This window comes from Nocardia sp. NPDC019395, from assembly GCF_040632335.1.
In the GTDB taxonomy this organism is placed as follows: domain Bacteria; phylum Actinomycetota; class Actinomycetes; order Mycobacteriales; family Mycobacteriaceae; genus Nocardia.
Genome location: NZ_JBEYBT010000002.1, coordinates 479,148 through 500,955 on the forward strand (window position 1 = coordinate 479,148; position 21,808 = coordinate 500,955).

At 68.4% G+C, this 21,808-nt stretch carries 19 protein-coding genes and 1 riboswitch; of the genes, 17 read left to right on the plus strand and 2 right to left on the minus strand.

Annotated features, from left to right (window positions below; all coding sequences use genetic code 11):
• Positions 1 to 473: 473 nt before the first annotated feature.
• Complete coding sequence (locus tag ABZ827_RS10975; RefSeq protein ID WP_357235787.1) at positions 474 to 2,297, plus strand: DAK2 domain-containing protein; 1,824 nt, start codon at positions 474 to 476, stop codon at positions 2,295 to 2,297.
• A gap of 90 nt (positions 2,298 to 2,387) precedes the next feature.
• A complete protein-coding gene (recG, locus tag ABZ827_RS10980) occupies positions 2,388 to 4,655 on the plus strand; it encodes an ATP-dependent DNA helicase RecG (RefSeq protein WP_357235790.1) in 2,268 nt (755 codons plus the stop codon).
• A 344-nt stretch (positions 4,656 to 4,999) separates the two neighbouring features.
• Here the strand turns inward: recG and metE are convergent, their stop codons facing one another.
• On the minus strand, positions 5,000 to 7,279 hold the full coding sequence (gene metE, locus ABZ827_RS10985) for a 5-methyltetrahydropteroyltriglutamate--homocysteine S-methyltransferase (protein WP_357235792.1): 2,280 nt from the start codon (positions 7,277 to 7,279) through the stop codon (positions 5,000 to 5,002).
• 139 nt (positions 7,280 to 7,418) lie between these two features.
• Positions 7,419 to 7,624, minus strand: a riboswitch (cobalamin riboswitch).
• 295 nt (positions 7,625 to 7,919) lie between these two features.
• Here metE and ABZ827_RS10990 point away from each other — a divergent pair.
• The 3 genes from ABZ827_RS10990 to coaD are packed head-to-tail and all read left to right on the plus strand — an operon-like array spanning position 7,920 to position 12,397.
• Positions 7,920 to 11,318, plus strand: a complete 3,399-nt coding sequence (locus ABZ827_RS10990; RefSeq protein WP_357235793.1) for a pyruvate carboxylase — start codon at positions 7,920 to 7,922, stop codon at positions 11,316 to 11,318.
• Positions 11,315 to 11,908 (plus strand): 16S rRNA (guanine(966)-N(2))-methyltransferase RsmD, encoded by a 594-nt coding sequence (gene rsmD, locus ABZ827_RS10995; protein ID WP_357235796.1) that lies wholly within the window; start codon positions 11,315 to 11,317, stop codon positions 11,906 to 11,908. The genes ABZ827_RS10990 and rsmD overlap by 4 nt, the downstream gene beginning before the upstream one ends.
• Positions 11,909 to 11,911: 3 nt before the next feature.
• Positions 11,912 to 12,397, plus strand: a complete 486-nt coding sequence (coaD, locus tag ABZ827_RS11000) for a pantetheine-phosphate adenylyltransferase (RefSeq protein ID WP_357235798.1) — start codon at positions 11,912 to 11,914, stop codon at positions 12,395 to 12,397.
• On the opposite strand, the gene ABZ827_RS11005 is transcribed toward coaD, so the two are convergent.
• Positions 12,365 to 12,940 (minus strand): GtrA family protein, encoded by a 576-nt coding sequence (locus ABZ827_RS11005; RefSeq protein WP_357235801.1) that lies wholly within the window; start codon positions 12,938 to 12,940, stop codon positions 12,365 to 12,367. The genes coaD and ABZ827_RS11005 overlap by 33 nt on opposite strands.
• 223 nt (positions 12,941 to 13,163) lie before the next feature.
• On the opposite strand from ABZ827_RS11005, the gene ABZ827_RS11010 reads away from it, so the two are divergent.
• The 12 genes from ABZ827_RS11010 to ABZ827_RS11065 all read left to right on the plus strand — a co-directional run bounded on the left by ABZ827_RS11010 (position 13,164) and on the right by ABZ827_RS11065 (position 21,653).
• On the plus strand, positions 13,164 to 13,910 hold the full coding sequence (locus ABZ827_RS11010; protein WP_357235804.1) for a DivIVA domain-containing protein: 747 nt from the start codon (positions 13,164 to 13,166) through the stop codon (positions 13,908 to 13,910).
• Between the two features lie 110 nt (positions 13,911 to 14,020).
• Complete coding sequence (locus ABZ827_RS11015; RefSeq protein WP_357235807.1) at positions 14,021 to 14,680, plus strand: DUF177 domain-containing protein; 660 nt, start codon at positions 14,021 to 14,023, stop codon at positions 14,678 to 14,680.
• A gap of 2 nt (positions 14,681 to 14,682) precedes the next feature.
• A complete protein-coding gene (rpmF, locus tag ABZ827_RS11020; RefSeq protein WP_357235809.1) occupies positions 14,683 to 14,865 on the plus strand; it encodes a 50S ribosomal protein L32 in 183 nt (60 codons plus the stop codon).
• Between the two features lie 14 nt (positions 14,866 to 14,879).
• Positions 14,880 to 15,602 carry a ribonuclease III gene (rnc, locus tag ABZ827_RS11025; protein WP_357235812.1) on the plus strand — a complete coding sequence of 241 codons (723 nt, stop codon included), beginning with the start codon at positions 14,880 to 14,882 and terminating at the stop codon, positions 15,600 to 15,602.
• On the plus strand, positions 15,603 to 16,490 hold the full coding sequence (gene mutM / locus ABZ827_RS11030) for a bifunctional DNA-formamidopyrimidine glycosylase/DNA-(apurinic or apyrimidinic site) lyase (protein ID WP_357235815.1): 888 nt from the start codon (positions 15,603 to 15,605) through the stop codon (positions 16,488 to 16,490).
• Positions 16,491 to 16,571: 81 nt separating this feature from the next.
• A complete protein-coding gene (locus tag ABZ827_RS11035) occupies positions 16,572 to 17,153 on the plus strand; it encodes a dihydrofolate reductase family protein (RefSeq protein WP_357235819.1) in 582 nt (193 codons plus the stop codon).
• A gap of 3 nt (positions 17,154 to 17,156) precedes the next feature.
• Positions 17,157 to 18,215, plus strand: a complete 1,059-nt coding sequence (locus tag ABZ827_RS11040; RefSeq protein ID WP_357235821.1) for a PHP domain-containing protein — start codon at positions 17,157 to 17,159, stop codon at positions 18,213 to 18,215.
• Positions 18,216 to 18,402: 187 nt separating this feature from the next.
• Positions 18,403 to 19,923 (plus strand): substrate-binding domain-containing protein, encoded by a 1,521-nt coding sequence (locus ABZ827_RS11045; protein ID WP_357235824.1) that lies wholly within the window; start codon positions 18,403 to 18,405, stop codon positions 19,921 to 19,923.
• 218 nt (positions 19,924 to 20,141) lie between these two features.
• Positions 20,142 to 20,285: a hypothetical protein gene (locus tag ABZ827_RS11050; protein ID WP_357235827.1), complete on the plus strand. Its 144-nt coding sequence runs from the start codon at positions 20,142 to 20,144 to the stop codon at positions 20,283 to 20,285.
• A gap of 48 nt (positions 20,286 to 20,333) precedes the next feature.
• The gene (locus ABZ827_RS11055) at positions 20,334 to 20,807 is read left to right on the plus strand and encodes an OsmC family protein (protein WP_357235829.1); all 474 of its coding nucleotides are present in this window, start codon (positions 20,334 to 20,336) and stop codon (positions 20,805 to 20,807) included.
• A gap of 2 nt (positions 20,808 to 20,809) precedes the next feature.
• Positions 20,810 to 21,115 carry an acylphosphatase gene (locus tag ABZ827_RS11060; protein ID WP_357235831.1) on the plus strand — a complete coding sequence of 102 codons (306 nt, stop codon included), beginning with the start codon at positions 20,810 to 20,812 and terminating at the stop codon, positions 21,113 to 21,115.
• A gap of 109 nt (positions 21,116 to 21,224) precedes the next feature.
• Positions 21,225 to 21,653: a DUF1707 domain-containing protein gene (locus tag ABZ827_RS11065; RefSeq protein ID WP_357235834.1), complete on the plus strand. Its 429-nt coding sequence runs from the start codon at positions 21,225 to 21,227 to the stop codon at positions 21,651 to 21,653.
• Positions 21,654 to 21,808 lie beyond the last annotated feature (155 nt).

The window sequence follows — 21,808 nt, forward strand, 5'->3', positions numbered from 1 at the left end:
CGAGGAGACCTGCGGCGAGCGCGGACCTGTACCGGTCGCGCCAGGCAACCCCGCAAGGGTAGCCCGACCCGCGGTGATCCACCAAACCGGGGTGGGGTGAGCCCTGACCCGGGCGATCTCTCGACCTTACAGGTGCGACGGGCGGCGGGTCGTGGGGCCCGAGCCTCCAGCGGGGTATCTCCGGTGACGGGTACATCCTGGAGACCGCGGCCGTCGTCGGTCTACCGCTCGGCAACGACGCGGCCTGACGATGGTGATCACCGGACGGCCGGGGTGCCGGTAGCACCGGCCGTACGGGCATCCGGCCGCCGGCCGCGGCGTGAGTTGCCGCACATGAGGCCCATCGAAGCCGGCGCACCGAGAGTGAGTGACGTCGTGTGGCTGCTCGTCGGGCGGGACGGTGCGTTCCGCGTGTGTTGTCCACCCGATCCGCCATGTCGGGTGGCGCCGCTAACCTGGCGGGCAACGATCCGATGACCAGGAACGAGGTGGCGGTGCCCGAAACCCGGCAGGTGAGCGGTGTTCCGGACGAGCGGTGTCCGGGCTCCGGCGGCACGCTCGCCGCGGATGACGGCGCGTCGCGGGTGCGCGGTGCCGATTCCTACCGAGCCGGGCTCGGCGGCGCGGAGTTCCTGCACTGGGGCCGGGCCTGTGTGCGCGCGCTGGAGCGGGCACGTGGCGAGATCGACGGACTCAACGTTTTTCCCGTACCGGATTCGGACACCGGCAGAAATCTGCTGGCGACGATGCGTGCCGCCGTGGCGAGCGCGGAAGAAATCGCCGGGGAGCCCGCGGACGGCGCCGATGCACCCGAATGGCGGGTACCCCGGATAGCCGCCGCGATGGCACGGGGCGCCACGGCCGGTGCCCGGGGTAATTCCGGGATCATCCTGTCGCAGGTGCTCCGGGGTTTCGCGGAGGCCGCCGCGGAGACCGCCCTGACGGGCGATACCTATCGGATCGCATTGGCGCGGGCCGCGGCACTGGTCCGCGGCAGCCTGAGCGAGCCGGTCGAGGGAACCATTCTCACCGTGCTCGACCGAGCGAGCGCCGCGGCGGCGAACTGCTCCGAGTCCGGGCTGGGTGGTGTGGCCCGTGCCGCCGCCGAGGGCGCCGCACGGGCGCTGGACAGTACGCGCGACCAACTGGACGCGCTACGCGAGGCCGGAGTGGTGGACGCGGGTGCGCGCGGACTGCTGGTTTTACTGGACACGATGGTCGCCGAGGTGACCGGGGAAACTCCCGTTCGACGCGAATACCCGGCTGCCGGGGTACCGCGTACCGGCCCTCGGCGGTTCCCGCCGGAGCCGGTGCGGTTCGAGGTGATGTTCCGGATCACCGGTGCGGACGACGATCGTGCCACCGCGTTGCGATCGCGGTTGGCGCCGCTGGGCGATTCCGTGGTTGTGGCGGCCGACGGGGCCGGCGGCTGGGCGGTCCATATCCACTGTGCGGACGCGGGGGCGGCGGTGGAAGCCGGTGTGGCCGCGGGGAGTGTGCGGGATATCCGGATCGAATGCCTCTCCGGGGCCCATCCGGACACCGGTGCTGCCGCCGGCGCGGAAGCGGCCGCAGCCGGTGGTGCCGGCAACGGTGTGCCGGCGGACGCCGGTGATCGCCGTGTGCCGGCGATCGGCGGGGCCGATCGTGGTGTGCTGGCGGTCGCCGCCGGGGCCGGCGCCGCCGAGCTGTTCGAGGCGGCCGGTGCGGTGGTGCTGGGTGCCGAGCCCGCCCTGGAATCCGCGGCGCTGCTCGCAGCGATACGGCAGATGCCGCACCGGGAGGTACTGGTATTGCCCAACGGCGCCCTACCGGCTCACGAACTGGTCGCGGTCGGCGCCGCCGCGCGCGATGCGCACCGCGATGTTCTGCTGCTGCCCAGCGCCAGCATGGTGCAGGGGCTGGCGGCGATGGCGGTGCACGACCGGGCGCGGATCGCGGTCGACGATGCCTTCGCCATGTCCGAAGCCGCCGCCGGTACTCGCTGGGGCGCGTTGCGCCGGGCTCGGGAACGGGCGCTGACCATGGTCGGAACGTGCGCACCCGGCGACGGTCTGGGCCTGGTCGGACACGATGTGGTGGTGATCGACCGGGATACCCGCGCCGCGGGGCATACCTTGCTGAACCGGATGCTGGGGCTGGGCGGGGAACTGGTGACGCTTTTGGCCGGTGCGGGGGCGCCGGAGGAACTGGCCGCCGAACTCGCGCGGCATATCGGGGCCGAATTCCCCGGTGTGGAGGTCACGGTGTATTCCGGAGGACAGCGCGCGGACCTGATCCAGATCGGTGTGGAATGAGTATTCGTCCGGCCACGGGTCCGGTGACGACGGGAGGATGGCGACGGTGCGACTGAGCGGACTTCGGATGGTGACACCGATCGGGGCGAGATGGCCACACTGAGTGATCGCCTCGACCATGTGCTCGGGGCGAAAGCGGCCGGTTCGCTGTCGGATGCGTTCGATATGCGCACGGTCGAGGATCTGCTGCGCCACTATCCGCTGCGGTATGCCACCCAGGGGCAGCCGCTCACCGAGGAAGCACCCGAGGACGGTGCGCATATCACCGTGATCGGCCGGATCAGCAAAGCCGAACTGCGGCCGATGCGGCAGCGGCGCGGTTCGTTACTGAAGGTGGTCCTCGACACCGGGTCGGGTCGCGGGGTGGATGTCACCTTCTTCAACGGTGACAAGGTGAAATACGCGGTGCGCGAAGGCGCCCGGGCAATGATGTCGGGGACGGTGAACTACTGGCGTCCCGGCCAGTGGAATCTCAGCCACCCCGGGTATCTGATCCTGCCGGAGTCGGATACCGAGGAACCGATGCTCACCACCGTGCGTGGTGGCGGCGACCTCCGCGGTATCGCGCAGAGCGCGAAAGGCGCGGGCGGGGTGGATATGTCGTTCTTCGAACGGGAGTTCATCCCGGTGTATCCGGCGACCGCGAAAGTGCAGAGCTGGGAGATTCTGGGGTGCGTCCGGCAGGTGCTCGATCAGCTCGACCCGCTCGCCGATCCGCTGCCCGGCGATGTACGCGCCGAGCACGCGCTGATGCCGGTGGGTGATGCGCTGCGGTCGATCCACCTGCCCGAAAGCCAGTCCGATATCGAACGAGCCAGGGAGCGGCTGCGTTTCGACGAAGCGCTGGCGCTGCAACTGGTGCTCGCCGAACGCCGGCACGAGGTGTCCGGCCGGACAGCCCGGGCCTGCCCGCCGCGGGCGGACGGTATCGCCGCGGCCTTCGACGAGCGGCTGCCGTTCGAACTCACCGAGGGGCAGCGGCAGGTGATCGGGGAGATCTCCGCCGATCTGTCCCGGGAGCAGCCCATGCATCGCCTGCTGCAGGGGGAGGTGGGGTCGGGGAAGACCATTGTCGCCCTGCACGCCATGCTGCAGGTCGTCGATACAGGCCAGCAATGCGCTCTGCTCGCGCCCACGGAAGTGCTCGCGGCCCAGCACTATCGGTCGCTGCGCGCGATGCTGGGTGATCTCGGGCAGGCCGGTGAACTCGGTGCGGCCGAGACGGCGACCCGGGTCACGCTCGTCACGGGTTCGATGCCGGTGGCCGCCAAGCGGGAGGCGCTGCTCGCCGCGGTGACGGGGGATGCCGGGATCGTGATCGGTACCCATGCGCTGATCCAGGACTCGGTGGAATTCTTCGATCTCGGAATGGTCGTGGTCGACGAACAGCACAGGTTCGGGGTCGAGCAGCGAGACGCGCTGCGGGCCAAGGCGAAACCGGGGATCTCCCCGCACCTGCTGGTCATGACGGCCACCCCTATTCCGCGCACCATCGCGATGACCACTCTCGGTGATCTGGAGACCTCCACGCTCACCCAGCTGCCCCGTGGTCGCTCCCCGATCAGTTCGAAGGTGGTGCCGCGTCGCGTACATCCCAACTGGGTGGACCGGGCCTGGGAACGGATCACCGAGGAGGTGGGGGCGGGGCGTCAGGCCTATGTCGTGTGCTCGCGTATCGGTGACGACGAGGACGGCCCTGCCAAGGGCGGGAAATCGCGCGGCGCGGATTCCGGAAAGGAGCCGCCCTCCACGCAGGCGGTCCTCGATGTCTTCGACCGGCTGCGCACCGGCCCGCTGTCGCAACTACGTGTCGGCCTCCTGCACGGACGGCTGCCGTCCGACGAAAAAGACCAGGTGATGCGCGATTTCAACGCCGGCGATATCGATGTGCTGGTCTGTACGACCGTGGTCGAGGTCGGCGTTGACGTACCGAACGCGACCGTGATGGTCATCATGGACGCCGACCGGTTCGGTGTGAGCCAGTTGCACCAGCTGCGTGGCCGGATCGGTCGTGGTGCGCACCCCGGGCTGTGCCTGCTGATCACCGACGCCGCACCCGGTGGGCCGGCGATGACCAGGCTGGAGGCCGTGGCCCGGACTACCGACGGTTTCGAACTGTCGGTACTCGATCTGCGACAGCGGCGCGAGGGCGATGTGCTGGGTGCGGCGCAGTCGGGAACCGCGCGATCGCTGCGGTTGCTCTCACTGCTCGACGATCTCGAAGTCATCACTTCCGCACAGGAACTCGCTCGCACCGTTGTCGCCGACGATCCTGGCTTGGTCCGGCACCCCGGTCTGGCGGCGATGATGCATGCCGCTGTCGACGCGGAGCGGCTGGAGTACCTGGCGAAATCCTGAGCGGGCGATCCATCGGCCGAGCCGTCGGGACGCGGTTCGGAAATTGGTGTGCCGGAGGGGAACCGGTGGGTGGCCCGCGGCGTCAAACCTGGCACAGAGCATCGGCTAGTGAAGGGTGGGCGGGATGAGGCCAGAGCAAGGGTGCCGTGCGGTCAGGAGGGTATCGCCGGTACCCCATTCACGAGTACGGCCGGTTCTCCGGGTGACGCGGCATTGTCCGGAATGTGCCGCGGCGGAACGGATGAAGCGCCGGGAATCCGGCGCCGGGGAGCTGGAGGGCTGACCGGCCCGGGCCGAATACCCGCGGGCAACGACCCGGGCCGGGAAGCCGGTTGGCGAAAAGGTCAGCGCACGGTACGGGCGGCGGTGACCATATTGCGCAGTGACGCTTCGACTTCGGCGGGGCCTCGGGTCTTCAGACCGCAATCCGGATTAACCCAGAGGCGTTCGGCGGGAACGGCTTTCAAAGCGGCGCGCAAGGCGGCAGTGATCTCCTCGGCGCCGGGGACACGCGGGGAATGGATATCGTAGACACCCGGGCCGACGCCCGCGGCGAACCCGGCGGCGTTCAGATCGTCGAGTACCTCCATATGGGAGCGCGCGGCCTCGATCGAGGTCACATCCGCGTCCAGTCCCGCGATCGCGTCGATCACCTCACCGAATTCCGAATAGCACAGATGTGTGTGGATCTGGACCGAATCGGAGACCCCGGAGGTCGACAGCCGGAACGCACCCACCGACCAGTCGAGATAGGCCTGCTGGTCGGTTCTGCGCAGCGGCAGTAGTTCGCGCAGTGCCGGTTCGTCCACCTGGACGATCCGGATACCCGCGTTCTGCAGGTCGACGGTCTCGTCGCGGATCGCCAGCGCCACCTGTCGCGCCGAATCCGCGAGGGGTTGATCGTCGCGGACGAAGGACCAGGCCAGGATGGTGACCGGCCCGGTGAGCATGCCTTTCACCGGTTTATCGGTGAGCGATTGCGCGAACTCGATCCAATCGACCGTCATGGGCGCGGGCCGGGACACATCACCGAACAGGATCGGCGGGCGTACGCAGCGGGTGCCGTACGACTGCACCCAGCCCAGTTCGGTGGCCGCGAAACCGTCGAGCTGTTCGGCGAAGTACTGCACCATATCGTTGCGCTCCGGCTCGCCGTGTACCAGCACATCGAGTTCGAGCTTCTCCTGCAGGGCGATGACCTCGGTGATCTCCGCCCGCATCCGCCGCTCGTATTCGGGCCGGTCGATCTCGCCCTTTCGCAGCGCGGCGCGGGCCAGCCGGATCGCCGAGGTCTGCGGGTAGGAGCCGATCGTGGTGGTGGGCAGCGGCGGCAGCTGCAGGCGTTCCTGCTGCAGGGCCCGCCGCCGGGCCGCGGGGCCGCGCTCGCCGGCGTCCGGGCCGAGCGCGGCCAGCCGGGCTCGTACCTGCGGGTTGCGGATCCGTGGATCGGCTCTGCGGCTCGCCGCCGCGGCGCGGGCACGGTCCAGTTCCGCCGCGATGACTTCGGTGCCGGCACTCAGGCCGGTGGCGAGCAGTCCCACTTCGGCCACCTTCTCGGCGCCGAACGCGAGCCACGACCGCAGGGCCTCGTCCAGGTGGGCTTCCGCGGCCAGGGTGTACGGCACGTGCAGTAGCGAGCACGACGTCGACGGCACGACGGTTTTCGCGCTGCCGAGCAGGGTGGCGAGGGTGGACAGCGCCTGATCCAGGTCGGTGCGCCATACATTGCGGCCGTCGACGACACCGGCTACCAGCGTTTTGTTCGCCAGCGCGGGAACCGCGGCCAGTTCTTCGACCGTCCCACCGGCGACCAGGTCGACCGCCAGCCCCTCGATATCGGTCCCGGCCAGTGCGTCCAGGGCCGGGCCGGGATGCCCGAAATACGTGGCGACCAGCACGGCCGGGCGGTTCGCGGGGGCCGTCAATTCGGTGTAGACCTGCCGGACCGCCGCCAGTTCCCCGGCCGTGAGGTCGGTGACCAGCGCGGGTTCGTCGATCTGCACCCACGGCGCGCCCGCCTCGGCGAGCAGGCCCAGCAGCTCGCGGTAGAGCGGAATCAGCTCATCGGCCCGGTCGAGCGCGGCGGGGCCGGTGGACTTCGACAGCTTCAGGAAGGTGATCGGGCCGATGATCACCGGACGGGCCGGGACCCCGAGCTCGATCGCCTCGCGCAGCTGCGCGAGCACGTCTTCGGGGTGCAGCGTGAACGTCGTCTCCGGGCCGATCTCGGGGACCAGGTAGTGATAGTTGGTATCGAACCACTTGGTCATCTCCAGCGGTTCCACCGAATCGGTACCGCGAGCCGCGGCGAAGTAGCGGTCCAGCGGGTCGGCGATATCGGCCACCCGTGGCGGCAGGGCGCCGAGCAGCACCGCGGTATCGAGCATCTGGTCGTAGTAGGAGAAGGTGCCGACCGGGACCGAATCCAGGCCCGCGGCCCGCAGCTCGGCATACTGGTCGCGCCGCAGCGCCCGCCCGGTTTCGTGCAGCTGATCGGCGTCGATACGCCCGGCCCAGTAGGATTCGGTCGCGCGTTTGAGTTCCCGGCGGGGACCCACCCGGGGAAGTCCGAGAACCGTTGCGGTGAAAGGTGTTTGCGAAATCGCAGTCACGGTGTTCTCCATTGCTGAAGGTTGACCGACCATCGCCTTACGCGGACGTACGGATACCGATGAGACCCGGACTCCCGGTCGTGTGACCGGGATATGTGTCAGCACTGGTGGACCGCAGCGCCCAATCCACGAGGCGGTGGTCACCGGATACGGCGTACCCGGTACAACCGGCAGGTCTTCGGACTCGCGGGCTCCGGCCGATCGGCCGACCTACTGGCCGTCGCTTCCCGGGCTGTGCGCCCAGTGCTGATGACGGCGGTCGTTCCCGCTCACCGCTGCGGGACAGTTCCGGTTTTCCACCGGATTCCCTCTCACCCGCCGAGGGCGGGCTTCGACGCCGGGACGGTCGTTCGGGGCTCCGAGTCGACCGGCCGGCGAACCAGCTGCGTGGTCCACCATAGCCCGCCCGGGCCGCCGCAGCCGGAGCGGTCGAGATCGCGAGCTCGCGCGGGCCGATCGGGTGCCTGCCCCGCGGCGAGGAAGTTGCCAGGTGTTGTCCCTGCTCGTCCGGTCGCACAATCCGCCGCCGTCGACGGTGAGATATGACCGCGCGGTGACCAACACTTCGCAGCGCTGCCATACCCCGTTGTGAAGATTCTGCGAAGTGGACTTCGGTGTCGAACCTGGATGTGGCGCCGGGTACGTTTGGTCAATGTTCTCGAAAGTCTTGGTTGCCAACCGCGGCGAAATCGCCATCCGAGCCTTCCGCGCGGCGTACGAGCTCGGTGTCGGAACGGTTGCCGTCTTCCCGCACGAGGATCGGAATTCGGTCCACCGCCTGAAGGCGGACGAGGCATACGAGATCGGTGAGGAAGGACATCCGGTCCGGGCCTATCTTTCCGTCGACGCGATCATCGAGGCGGCGAAGACCGCCGGCGCCGACGCGATCTACCCGGGATACGGGTTCCTCTCGGAGAATCCGGATCTCGCGGCCGCCTGCGCGAACGAGGGGATCACCTTCATCGGGCCCTCGGCCGAGGTCCTCGAACTGGCCGGAAACAAGGCCCGCGCGATCGCGGCGGCGAAGGCCGCCGGGCTGCCGGTACTGAATTCCAGCGCCCCCTCCGCGGATATCGGCGAATTGCTCACGGCGGCCGAATCCATGGAGTTCCCGGTATTCGTGAAGGCTGTCGCCGGTGGCGGCGGCCGGGGGATGCGCCGGGTGCAGGCTCGCGACCAGCTGCGGGAGGCGATCGAGGCGGCCTCGCGCGAGGCCGAATCGGCGTTCGGCGATCCGACGGTCTTCCTGGAACAGGCCGTGGTGAATCCCCGTCATATCGAGGTGCAGATCCTGGCCGATACCCAGGGCAATGTGATGCATCTGTTCGAGCGCGATTGTTCGCTGCAGCGGCGGCATCAGAAGGTGATCGAGCTGGCGCCGGCCCCGAATCTGGACCCGGACCTGCGTGATCGGATCTGTGCGGACGCGGTGGCGTTCGCGCGGCAGATCGGCTACAGCTGCGCGGGCACGGTCGAATTCCTGCTCGATGAGCGCGGTAACCATGTCTTTATCGAGATGAACCCCCGTATCCAGGTCGAGCACACGGTGACCGAAGAGATCACCGATGTCGATCTGGTGCAGTCGCAGCTGCGGATCGCGGCGGGGGAGAGCCTGGGCGATCTGGGCCTGAGCCAGGACAAGGTGACCATTCGCGGCGCGGCGCTGCAGTGCCGGATCACCACCGAGGATCCGGCGAACGGTTTCCGCCCGGATACCGGCCGGATCACCGCTTACCGTACGCCCGGTGGCGCCGGTATCCGGCTCGACGGTGGCGCGAATCTGGGCGCTGAGATCGGGGCCTATTTCGATTCGATGCTGGTGAAGCTGAGCTGCCGGGGCCGGGATTTCCCGGCGGCGGTGGCGCGGGCGCGCCGCGCGCTGATGGAGTTCCGGATCCGCGGTGTCACCACCAATATCCAGTTCTTGCTGGCGGTGCTCGACGACCCCGATTTCAAGGCCGGGCGGGTCACCACGTCGTTCATCGACGAACGCCCTCAGTTGCTGTCTCTGCGCGAACCCGCCGACCGCGGCACCAAGATCCTGAACTATCTGGCCGACATCACCGTGAACAAACCGCACGGCGCGCGGCCGACGGCGGTATATCCGCACGACAAACTGCCGTCGATCGACCTGTCGGTACCACCGCCGGACGGTTCGCGGCAGAAACTGCTGACCCTCGGGCCGGAGGGTTTCGCGCGGGCGCTGCGCGAACAGAAGGCCGTCGGGGTGACCGATACGACCTTCCGCGACGCCCATCAATCACTGCTGGCCACCCGGGTGCGGACCAACGGACTGCTCGATGTCGCCGGGCATATCGCCCGGCTGACCCCCGAACTGCTCTCGGTCGAATGCTGGGGCGGGGCGACCTACGATGTGGCGCTGCGGTTCCTGTACGAGGACCCGTGGGAGCGGCTGGCCGCGCTGCGCGAGGCGATCCCGAATATCTGCCTGCAGATGCTGCTGCGTGGCCGCAACACCGTCGGCTACACGCCGTATCCGGAACGGGTGACGCGGGCGTTCGTCGCCGAGGCCACCGAAACCGGGATCGATATCTTCCGGATCTTCGACGCGCTCAACAACGTCGACCAGATGCGCCCGGCGATCGACGCGGTACGCGAGACGGGTACCGCGGTAGCCGAGGTCGCGCTGAGCTACACCGGGGACCTGACCGATCCCGGCGAAAAGCTCTACACCCTGGACTACTACCTGAAACTGGCCGAGCAGATCGTCGACGCGGGCGCGCATGTGCTGGCGATCAAGGATATGGCCGGTCTCCTGCGTGCCCCGGCGGCGGCGAAACTGGTGACCGCGCTGCGCAGCAATTTCGACCTGCCGGTGCATGTGCACACGCATGACACCCCGGGTGGTCAGCTGGCCACCTATCTGGCGGCGTGGCAGGCCGGGGCCGACGCGGTCGACGGCGCGTCCGCGGCGATGGCCGGTACCACCAGCCAGCCCGCGCTCTCCGCGATCGTCGCCGCCGCCGCGCACAGCGAGCACGACACCGGCCTGAACCTGGGCAATGTCTGCGATCTCGAGCCGTACTGGGAGGCGCTGCGCAAGGTCTACGCCCCCTTCGAATCCGGTCTGCCCGCCCCGACCGGGCGCGTCTACACCCACGAGATTCCCGGCGGTCAGCTGTCCAATCTGCGGCAGCAGGCCATCGCACTCGGACTGGGCGATCGGTTCGAGGAGGTCGAGGCGAAATACGCCGCCGCGGACCGGCTGCTGGGCCGGTTGATCAAGGTGACCCCGTCGTCGAAGGTTGTCGGTGATCTCGCGCTCTCGCTGGTCGGATCCGGTGTGGAGGTCGCCGATTTCGCCGCTGATCCCGGCCGCTACGACATCCCGGATTCGGTGATCGGGTTCCTGCGCGGTGAACTCGGCACCCCCGCCGGCGGCTGGCCCGAACCGTTCCGGGAGAAGGCACTCGCCGGACGGAGTGCGGCCAAACCCGAGACGCCGCTGACGGCCGAGGACGAGGCGGGCCTGGCGGGCACCTCCCAGCAGCGCCGCGACACCTTGAACCGGTTGCTGTTCCCGGGGCCGACCGCCGAATTCCTCGCGCACCGCGAGAAGTACGGCGATACGACCGGGCTGTCGGCGAACCAGTTCTTCTACGGCCTGCGCCACGGCGAGGAGCACCGCGTCCAGTTGGAGAAGGGCGTCATCCTGCTGATCGGGCTGGAAGCGATCGCCGAACCCGACGAACGCGGGATGCGCACGGTGATGTGCATTCTCAACGGGCAGCTGCGCCCGGTCTCGGTCCGCGACCGGTCCATCGCCAGCGATATCCCGGCCGCGGAGAAAGCCGATAAGAACAATCCGCACCAGATCGCCGCACCCTTCGCCGGTGTGGTGACTCTCACCGTGTCCGAGGGCGATACCGTCGCGTCCGGCGACACCATCGCCACCATCGAGGCCATGAAGATGGAGGCCGCCATCACCTCGCCCCGCGGGGGCGTGGTGGGCCGGGTGGCCATCACCCAGGTGCAGCAGGTCGAAGGCGGTGACCTGCTGGTCGAGCTGGGCGAGCGCGAATCCGAATGACCCGGATCGTCGCCGGTATCGCCGGCGGGCGGCGCCTACGGGTACCGCCCGCCGGAACCCGGCCCACCTCGGATCGGGTCCGCGAGGCGCTGTTCTCCTCGATCGAGGCCCGGCACGACCTCGACGGTGCCCGGGTGCTCGACCTCTACGCCGGGTCGGGTGCGCTGGGCCTGGAGGCGCTGTCCCGCGGCGCGGAGGCCGCGCTGCTGGTCGAATCGGACCGGCGCGCGGCCGGGGTACTGCGTGGCAATATCGCGGAGCTCGGGTTCGACGCGGCGCAGGTCCGGATCGGCGCGGTGGCGCAAGTGCTGGCGCATGGGGGCGCCGGTGCTTTCGATCTCGTCTTCGCCGACCCGCCCTACGATCTGCCCACCGCGGCTGTCGAGGGGGATATCCGGGCGCTCGCGGCCAACGGCTGGCTGGCCGAGGACGCGCTGCTGCTCGTCGAACGGTCGGTGCGGTCGGCGGAGATCGGATGGCCCGCGGAGTTCGCCGGGCGGGCGGCGAAACGCTACGGCGAGACCCGGATCGAGTCGGCCGTGTACTCCGGCGTCACCTCGGCGGGTAGCGCCCGACCTGCTAGCGTCTGAACCATGGCAGGAGCATTGTGCCCGGGTTCGTTCGATCCGGTGACCAACGGCCACGTCGACGTTTTCCGCCGGGCCGCGGCCCAGTTCGACGAGGTCGTCGTGACGGTCAATGTGAACAAGAAGAAACAGGGCATGTTCGGTATCGAGGAGCGTATCGAGATGCTCCGCGACGCCACCGCTGATCTCCCGAATGTGCGGATCGCGTCCTGGGACGGCCTGACTGTCGATTTCGCCCGGGAGCAGGGCATCACCGCCATCGTCAAGGGTCTGCGCGACGCCGGGGATTTCGGCTACGAACTGCAGATGGCGCAGATGAACAAGAAGCTCGCCGGGGTGGACACCTTCTTCATCGCCACCAACCCGGCGTTCAGCTATCTGTCCAGCTCACTGGTGAAGGAAGTGGCGGCCTTCGGCGGCGATGTCAGCGATATGCTGCCGCCGCTGGTGCACAAGCGGCTACTCGACCGGCTCGCCGAGCGCGCGACCTGATTCGGATCGCGCGGCGTTCACTTCCCGCACCCGCCGCAGCGGCCCGAACACCAGGCCGCGTAGCGCCAGGAAACGCAACCCGCCCACCGCGGCGCTGATGGCCAGGACGGCCGCCGCCTGCGCCGGTTCGGCCAGCGTCGGGGCGAGGACTTCCAGTGCCGCGAGCGCCGACGTGCTGATACCCAGACCGAGCAGCGCCAGACCGCCGCCCTCCCACTGGGCGGTGAACCAGCCGACCCGTTCGGCCGCGTGGAAGGTGAGCCGGCGGTGCAGTTCGTTGGCCAGGACCGTGCTCACCACCGAGCCGGCGACATTGGCCAGCAGCGTGCCGGCACCGGTCAGGCTGAGGAACAGCAGCACGTAGGAGATATTGCTCAACCCGCCGACCAGCGCGAACCTGATCAACTGGGGAAACGCCCGATCGCCCCGCAGATACCGGAGCAGCCGTCGCTGCCAGGCGACCGCCGATATCGATTCCGGCCAATCGATATCCAGATCCCCGGTGGTCAGAGCCCCTGACGGGGGCAGCTGCAGGATGGTCATGGGCGGTTTCCGATCGGACAGGGGACTCACGGCCCACCGCGGTACGTGGGGGCTCCCACGAATTTATCACCAAGCGGAGAGAAGGTCTCCAGTTGGCTCCGAAGTACGCGGATATCCGGCGGAAGTAGCGACACACCGAAAGTTGGTTCGGCTCAGCCCATGGCCCGGGGCACACTGGGAACGGCGTGATATTTCGCCGATCGTCAGCAGGAGGGCACTGAGCATGTACCGGGTATTCGAGGCGCTCGACGAACTGGTCGCCATAGTCGAGGAGGCACGCGGGATACCCGCGACTCGTAACTGCATCGTTCCGCGTCCGGAAACGCTCGACCTGCTCGACGATGTCCGCGACGCGCTGCCGACCGAGATCGACGACGCCCAGGATGTCCTGGACCACCGGGACAAGATCGTCGACGATGCCCGCGGGCTCGCCGAGGAAACCGTCCGGACCGCCGACGAGGAGGCCACCGGTGCCGTAGCCGCCGCCCGCGCGGAGGCCGACCGGATTCTCGCCGAGGCCAAGGCGCACGCCGACCGGATGGTCGCCGAGGCCACCACACATGCCGACCGGCTCGTCGACACTGCCACGAACGAGGCCCAGCGCCTGGTCGCCGATGCCAAGGCCGAATACGAATCGGTCACCGGCCGGGCCCGCACCGAGGCCGACCGGATATCCGAAGCCGGCCGGGCGTCCTACGACCGTTCGGTGGCCGACGGGCAGGCCGAACAGCGGCGCCTGGTGGAGGACACCGAGGTCGTCCGGGCCGCGCATGCCGAATCGGCCCGGCTCATCGATACCGCGCAGGCCGACGCGGACCGGATGCGGGCCGATTGCGATCACTACGTCGATACCAAACTCGCCGAATTCGAGGAGACCCTCGGCGGCGCCCTGCGCACCGTCGGCCGCGGCCGGCAGCAGTTGCGCAACGGCGTGGGTGTGCCCGATTACGCCGCCGAGTTCCGGCGCTGACGAGCTGCCCTATTTTGGAGCTGACCACACGTTTCGCGTACTGTGGTGTGGTTGCTCGCCGATTCCGGGCGCCAGCGAAAATCCCCGAACGACCAGTGGAGTGTTCTTCGATGTCTGCCGATACGACAGCGCGCTCGCGTTCCGGTGCACGTCGTGCACACGACGCGGGTTTCGTGCTCGATATTCGCAGCCTCGGTCGCGCCCCGGGATCGATGCGCGAACTGCGGCGAACCGTCACCACCTCCGAACGTCTCGGGCTCGACCTGATCGGCGTTCCTACCGGCTCCGAGGTCGATATGGACCTGCGGCTGCAGTCGGTATCGGAGGGCGTTCTCGTCACGGGAACCCTGTCGGCGCCGCTGTCCGGTGAATGCTCGCGCTGCCTGGAATCGTTCACCGATACCGTGGATCTCTCGTTGACCGAACTGTTCGCCTACCCGGACAGCACCACGGACCGGACCGCGGAGGACGACGAGGTCTACCGGATGGCCGACGACCTCATCGACCTCGAACCGCTGGTGGTCGACCAGCTCGGCCTGGAATTGCCGCTGCAACCGCTGTGCAGTCCCGACTGCGCGGGCCTGTGCCCGGATTGCGGTGTTCGGATGGCGATTGCAGGATCCGATCATGGGCATGAGATACTGGATCCCCGCTGGGCCGGGCTGGCGAAATTCGCCTCCGGATCGCCCGGCAGCGGCAGCCCCGACGAGGGTGCGGCCACCGGAGATCATTCCGCAGACATTGCACGTAACAGCACAGAGGAGAAGTAGTCGTGGCCGTTCCCAAGCGCCGGATGTCCCGTTCCAATACCCGGTCGCGGCGCAGCCAGTGGAAGGCCGTCGCGCCTACGCTGATCACCTGCCCGAACCGGGCCTGCGGTCAGAAGACCCCGCCGCATATCGCGTGCCCGTCCTGCGGTACCTACAAGGGCCGCCAGGTCACGTCGGCGATCTGATCCCCGGTCTACCGTTGACCGCGGCCAGAGACGAAGCCGGCGAGCGGCCGGATCAAGCAGGCCTGCTCGCCGCGCTGGGTGTCGAGGTGCAGCCCGATTTGCTGCGCCTGGCACTGACACATCGCTCGTACGCGTACGAGAACGGTGGACTGCCGACCAACGAGCGGCTCGAATTCCTCGGGGATTCGGTGCTCGGGTTGAGTATCACCGAGCGGCTCTACCACGAACACCCGGAGAAGTCCGAGGGTGAGCTGGCGAAGCTGCGCGCGAGTGTGGTGAATATGCACGCACTCGCCGAGGTCGCCCGCAATCTCGGTACCGGCGGTCTGGGCGCGCATCTGCTGCTCGGCAAGGGTGAGGAACTCACCGGTGGCCGGGACAAGCCCAGCATCCTGGCCGACGGGATGGAATCGCTGCTCGGTGCAGTGCACCTCGAGCACGGTATCGACGTGGCCCGGGAAGTCGTCTTGCGACTGTTCGCCGATCTGCTCGAACGGGGCCCGCGCATGGGTGCCGGGCTGGATTTCAAGACCAGTCTGCAGGAGCTGACCGCCGAACGCGGTCTGGGCGTACCCAGCTACGAGATCACCTCCACCGGCCCCGACCACGACAAAGAGTTCACCGCGACCACCGTGATCGCCGGGGACGCTTACGGTCAGGGTGTCGGACGGTCGAAGAAGGAAGCCGAACAGAAGGCGGCAGGTGCGGCCTACCGCGCGTTGACCGGCGAGTCCTGAATGCCCGAACTCCCCGAGGTCGAGGTGGTCCGCCGCGGCCTGACCGAACATCTGTCCGGGCGGACCGTCGAATCGGTGACCGTCACGCATCCCCGGTCGGTACGCCGCCATATCGCGGGCGCCGCGGATATGGCGGCCCGGCTCACCGGGCTGTCGGTGGCCGCCGCCGAACGCCGCGGCAAGTACCTGTGGCTCACCTTCCTCGAACCCGGGGGTGATCCGGCCGATTCCGCACTGGTCGTGCACCTGGGCATGAGTGGGCAGATGCTGGTGCAACCGGCGGGCGCTCCGGTGGAGAAGCACGCGCATATCCGCGCGACCCTCGACGACGGGCGCGAACTGCGTTTCGTCGATCAGCGCACCTTCGGCGGCTGGGTGCTGGCACCGCTGGTCATGGTGGACGAGACCCTGCTGCCCGATCTGCTGGCGCATATCGCGCGTGACCCGCTGGACCCATGGTTCGACGACGAGGCCGTCGTCACCAGGTTGCGAGCCAAACGCACCGAGATCAAACGGATGCTGCTGGATCAGACGGTGGTCTCCGGGATCGGCAATATCTACGCCGATGAGGCACTGTGGCGGTCGGAGGTGCACGGCAACCGCCTCGCCGCCACGCTGACCCGGCCCGTGTTGCGTCGCGTGCTCGCCGAGGCCCGGGCCGTGATGCGGGACGCGCTGGCCGTGGGCGGAACGTCCTTCGACGCGCTGTATGTCGACGTCAACGGCGAATCCGGCTATTTCGAGCGTGAGCTGGCGGTGTACGGCCGCGGTGATCGGCCCTGCCCGCGCTGTGGTGCGATGATCGTCCGGGAGAAGTTCATGAACCGGTCGTCGTATTCGTGCCCGCGCTGTCAGCCGTCCGCACGGCGCCGGAAGTCCGCGTCGTAGGGCCCTCGCGGCGGCACCCGCCGAGGGGTTACGGTTTCCTGGGGGAAGATCACCAACCCGGTCCGGTCTGGGAAGGACGCCATGCGCAAGCTCACCTACTACGTCGCCGCCACCATCGACGGATTCATCGCGACCGAACAGGGAGCGGTCGATTTCTTCCCGGTCGGCGGTGATCACGGGCCCACGATCACCGCGCAGTATCCGGAGACCCTGCCGTCCGAAGTGCGCGAAACACTCGGTATCCGCACCTCCAATGCCAATTTCGACACCGTGATCATGGGCCGTAAGACGCACGATTTCGGGGTGCGCACCGGCACGGCGAGTCCGTACGCGCATCTGCGTCAGTTCGTGGTGTCCACCACGTTGACCACGCCCCCGGATCCGGCGGTCGAGCTGATCTCCGCGGATCCGGTGGCCCGGGTGCGTGCGCTCAAACGGGAGCAGGGTCTCGGTATCTGGTTGTGCGGCGGCGGTGAACTCGCTGAGGTTCTGCTGCCGGAGATCGACCAGATCTTCCTCAAGCTGTATCCGATCGTGCTCGGGCGGGGGCGGCCGCTGTTCGGCGCAGGCTCCGGGTTGCCCGAGCCCGCCCAGTTCAAGATCATCACCAGCCAGGTCTTCGAGGACGGTGTGGCGTTCTTGAAGTACGCACGGGTGAGCTGACCGGTGTCGGCGGACGGGCCGGATACCGAAGACCGATCCTCGCCGGACGCGGTCGCGGCATTACGCGAGATCGGGTTCTGGCTCGAGCGGGGCAGGGAGAAAACCCACCGGGTGAAGGCGTATCGGCGGGCCGCCGATATCCTCGCCGGTCTCGGCGAGTCCGAGCGGGAGCGGCGCCGGGCGGCGCGCAGCTGGCAGGAACTCACCGGGATCGGTCCCAAAACGGCGGCGGTGATCGAGGAGGCGTACGCCGGGGCGATACCGGGTTATCTCGCCGAACTACGTGCCGCCGCGAAGCCGATCGGTGCGGAGGGAGCCGAGCTGCGCGCGGTACTGCGCGGTGATCTGCACACCCATTCGGACTGGTCCGACGGCGGGAGTCCGATCGCGGAGATGATGGGTACCGCGGCGGCTCTCGGGCACGAATACTGTGCGCTGACCGATCATTCGCCGCGGCTCACGGTGGCCAACGGTCTTTCCGCGCAGCGGCTGCGCCGCCAGCTCGACGTGGTCGCGGAACTGAACGCGCGGCTGGCGCCCTTCCGGGTGCTCACCGGGATCGAGGTCGACATCCTCGATGACGGCAGCTTGGACCAGGAAGCCGATCTGCTCGCCGAACTCGATATCGTCGTCGCCAGTGTGCATTCGCGGCTACGCGACGACCGCGACACCATGACCCGGCGCATGGTTTACGCGGTGGCGAATCCGCGGGTGGATGTTCTCGGGCACTGCACCGGCAGGTTGGTCGAGGGCGGGCGGGGGACGCGGCCCGAATCGGAATTCGACGCCGAGATCGTGTTCGAGGCCTGCCGCCGCTACGGTACGGCGGTCGAGATCAACAGCCGGCCGGAACGGCAGGACCCGCCGGAACGACTGATCCGGCTCGCGGACGAGATGGGGTGCGATTTCGCCCTCGACACCGATGCGCACGCACCGGGCCAATTGGATTGGCAGGGTTACGGTTGCGCCCGGGCCGTGGCCTGCGGGGTCGAGGCCGGCCGGATCATCAATACGTTCCCCGTGGACGATCTGCTGGAGTGGACGCGATCGCCCGGCGGCTGACCCGCCGGGGTACTCTGCGCCGGTGCCGGCTCCGATAATGCCCGGTATGCGCACTGCCGACCGGCCCGCCGCTACGGTGGATGACGGTTCGGTGAACGGTATCCGAACACTCGCCGGGCGCGGCCGGTTCGGGCCGTCGCTGACCAAAAATGGTGAGCGATGGGTGGATTCGAGGGGGTAGCGGCCGGTGGGTGAACTACTGCTCACAGTTGTGCTCCCGCTCGCCGGTATCGCCATCCCGATGGGTGCCTTTGTCTGGGAGTTCGTTTTCGTCGGGCGCAAACGGCTCGGCTGGCGGGTGCAGATGGACACCCCGGTCACCGGCGAAGCGGAATCAGGGCACGCCGGCGCGCTGCGGCAACTACGGCAGACGGCCGCGGGCGGAGAGCGCAATCTGCAGGATCTGTCGGTGGTGCTGGTCCGGATCGAGAACAACGGCGCCACCACGATCGATGCCGCCGACTATGTGACCGGGCAGAACGGCCGGGGCGGGCTGCATCTGCATTTCCCGCAGCGCCGGGTGATCGGGATGGCGGTCACCGAACTGAGCAATCCGGGCCTCGCCGTCTGCTTCGAACCGGATTCGGGCTTCGGCCACCGCGAACTCACGAACCAGAGCGTCGGGGTCATCGACCTGCCGAAGGTACCGCTCAACCGTTCGGACCATTACAAGATTCTGGCCACGCTGGAACGGACCGCGGGGGCGGGCGACTATCCCGAGCCCACGATGCAGGGCGTCGTCACCGGCGGTGGTATCGCCAAGACCCGCGGACGCTCCGGTGTATCACTGCTGATGTTGGGGCTCACCGGATTCCTCGTCACCGTGATCGCGGCGATGGCGGTGGTCGATATCGTCGAGTCGGACGCACCGATCGGCTGCGCCACGGGACGGCTCACCGTGGTGGGTTCGACCGCGTGGAAACGCGTGGTCGAGGACGCGGGCGACCTGTATGAACGAACCTGCCCGGGCTCTGATCTCGATTACGCGTTCGGCGGCAGCGAGCCCGGGATGTCGCGCGTCACGGATGAGCGCGGTCGCGACGGCACGTTGCTGGCGATCGGTGACGCCCCCAACGGCCCGGATTTTCCCGGCCTGGTTCAGCGGCCGCTGGCGCTGTCGCTGTTCAGCGTGGTCGTGCACCCGAGTGCCCGGGTCACGGACCTCTCGGTCGAGGAGATCCGGGATCTGTTTCTCGGAAAGGTCACGAACTGGCAAGCGGTGGGCGGCGCGGATCTGCCGGTGCGGGTCGTCAACCGGTACGCCGGATCCGGTACCCGCTGGAATTTCGAGACCCGGCTGCTGGAGGGTGGGCAGCCGCCGGAGCCCAGCGTCACGTGCAACGAACTCCAGCGTGACGGCGGCCCCGGGCGCTGTCAGACCGGGTCCACCGGTGAACAGCTCGGTGAGGTCGCCGAGCTGCCGGGTGCCATCGGATACGGCGAATACGCGGATGCGGCGGACAGGGCCGGCGTGGTCGGTGTGACGATCGGCGGTGTGTCCGCGTCCCGGGACGCGGCCGTCGACGAGACCTACCCGTTCTGGGGAGTGGAGTACGCGTTCTCCTACGGGGATTTCGCTGCCGATTCGATCGGTGCGAGCTTCGTGCGGTTCCTCCTCCAGGAGGCGGGCCAGGATGTGATCCGCCACTACGGAAACCAGCCCTGTGCCGAACTGGCCGACCCGTCGCGGTGCTATCCGCAGCGATAATTCGATGCCCGTTCCCGATGGGCTCGGCGCACTCGACCGGGCGGGTTCGGGTACACCCGCCGGCAACCGATACCAGTCCTGTCGCCGGCCGTAAGGATTGCGCAAGCAACCGGTTTCGTACCGCTTCAGCGGGGTAGTTTTCCCTGCGCACCGCCGTTGGGCGCAGCCGGGAATATCGGCACCCTAGGCGGGTACGGAGCCGTGACGGAAGGACGCCCATGTCCCTGGTGACCCCTGGTTTGATCGCGGGATTTCTCGCCGGTCTGCTGTTGTTGCGGGTGCTGGCGGTGACTCTGGAGAGCAGGCCGCGGCGGCCGGTCCGGGTGGCCGCGCGACGGCCACGTCCACCGCGCACCCGCTGACACGGACGGGTGCACATGGCCGGTCCGGCGGATGGCAGGATCGCAACCATGGCTGATGACACCACTGCGGCGGCTGCCGCGGCGCCGGCCGGCGCACCCCCGGGCCCGACCACCCTGTGGGTGGAACGCACCGGAACTCGGAGCTATACCGGCCGGAGTTCGCGCGGCGCCGAGGTACTGGTCGGGTCGGACGGGGTGCCCGGTGTTTTCACACCCGGTGAACTGCTGAAGATCGCACTGGCCGCGTGTTCGGGGATGAGTTCGGATTTCCCGCTGTCACGCCGGCTCGGCGACGATTACGACGCCACCATCCGGGTCGCCGGTGCCGCGGACCGGGAGAACGAGGTGTATCCGCAGCTGGACGAGGTGTTCGAGCTCGATCTCAGTGAACTCGACGAAGCCGGCCGGGAGCGTTTGCTGGTGACGGTGCAGCGGGCGATCGACAAGGTGTGCACGGTGGGCCGGACGCTGAAGGCCGGCACCAAGGTGACGTTGTCCTTCGATATCGATACCGTCGACTGATCGTGGAGCGGGATACGGCGACGGAATCGGGTGCCGATCCGGTGCGGCTGAGCGCCTGGGTTCACGGGTCTGTGCAGGGTGTGGGCTTCCGCTGGTGGACCCGGTCCCGGGCCTTGGAACTCGGGCTCACCGGACATGCCACCAACGCCGCCGACGGGCGGGTACACGTGGTGGCCGAGGGGACGCGGGCGGCGGCGGCCGAGCTGCTGGCGTTGCTGCGGTCGGGGACGACGCCGGGCCGCGTGGATCTGGTGGTCGAGAACTGGGAGCGGGCTCGCGGCGGACTGGTGGGGTTCGTCGAGCGGTAGCGGCGGCGCGGCCTGTTCCGCCGAGGCCCACCCTTGACATTCCACTATGGGGGTATCACTCTGGATGTATTCCACAGTGGAATGTGGTTCGACCCGTAAGGGGAGCGATATGGAGATCTCGACGGGAATCCGCGCGTCGGACGCCGAACGTGATCGATTCGTGCAGGAGCTGGGTCGGCATTTCGGCGACGGCAGGATCGACCTGGCCGAATACGACCAGCGGGTCGCCGAGGTGTATCGGAGCACGACCCGCGAGGAGCTGAAAGGCGTTCTCGCGGACCTGCCCGAACCGGCCTCGGTGCCCGCACCCGCACAGAAACCGGCGCGCTCGCGGTTCCCGATCTGGCAGCGGATCGAAGGAAGTGCCTGGCTGGGTGCCAGTGTGCTGGTACTGGTGATCTGGGCGGCGATCTCGCTGGGTGTGGGAGCGTTCACCTACTTCTGGCCCATATGGGTCATCGGCCCGTGGGGCGCGGTGCTGGCAATGCGCGCGGCAACCGGGATCGAGTCCGGCCGCTGCCATCGTCGTAAGGCATAACGCCCGGTAGCCTCGGTGGCATCCGGTCGGCGCGACCACCGGGCTACCGTGTCGGGTACCCGCGACAACCGCGCGGCCGCCACCCGCAACCGATCGGCCACCGCCGGTGCGCCGGGTGGGGATATCTCGCCGCGGCCCTATAGCATGGCTGATCG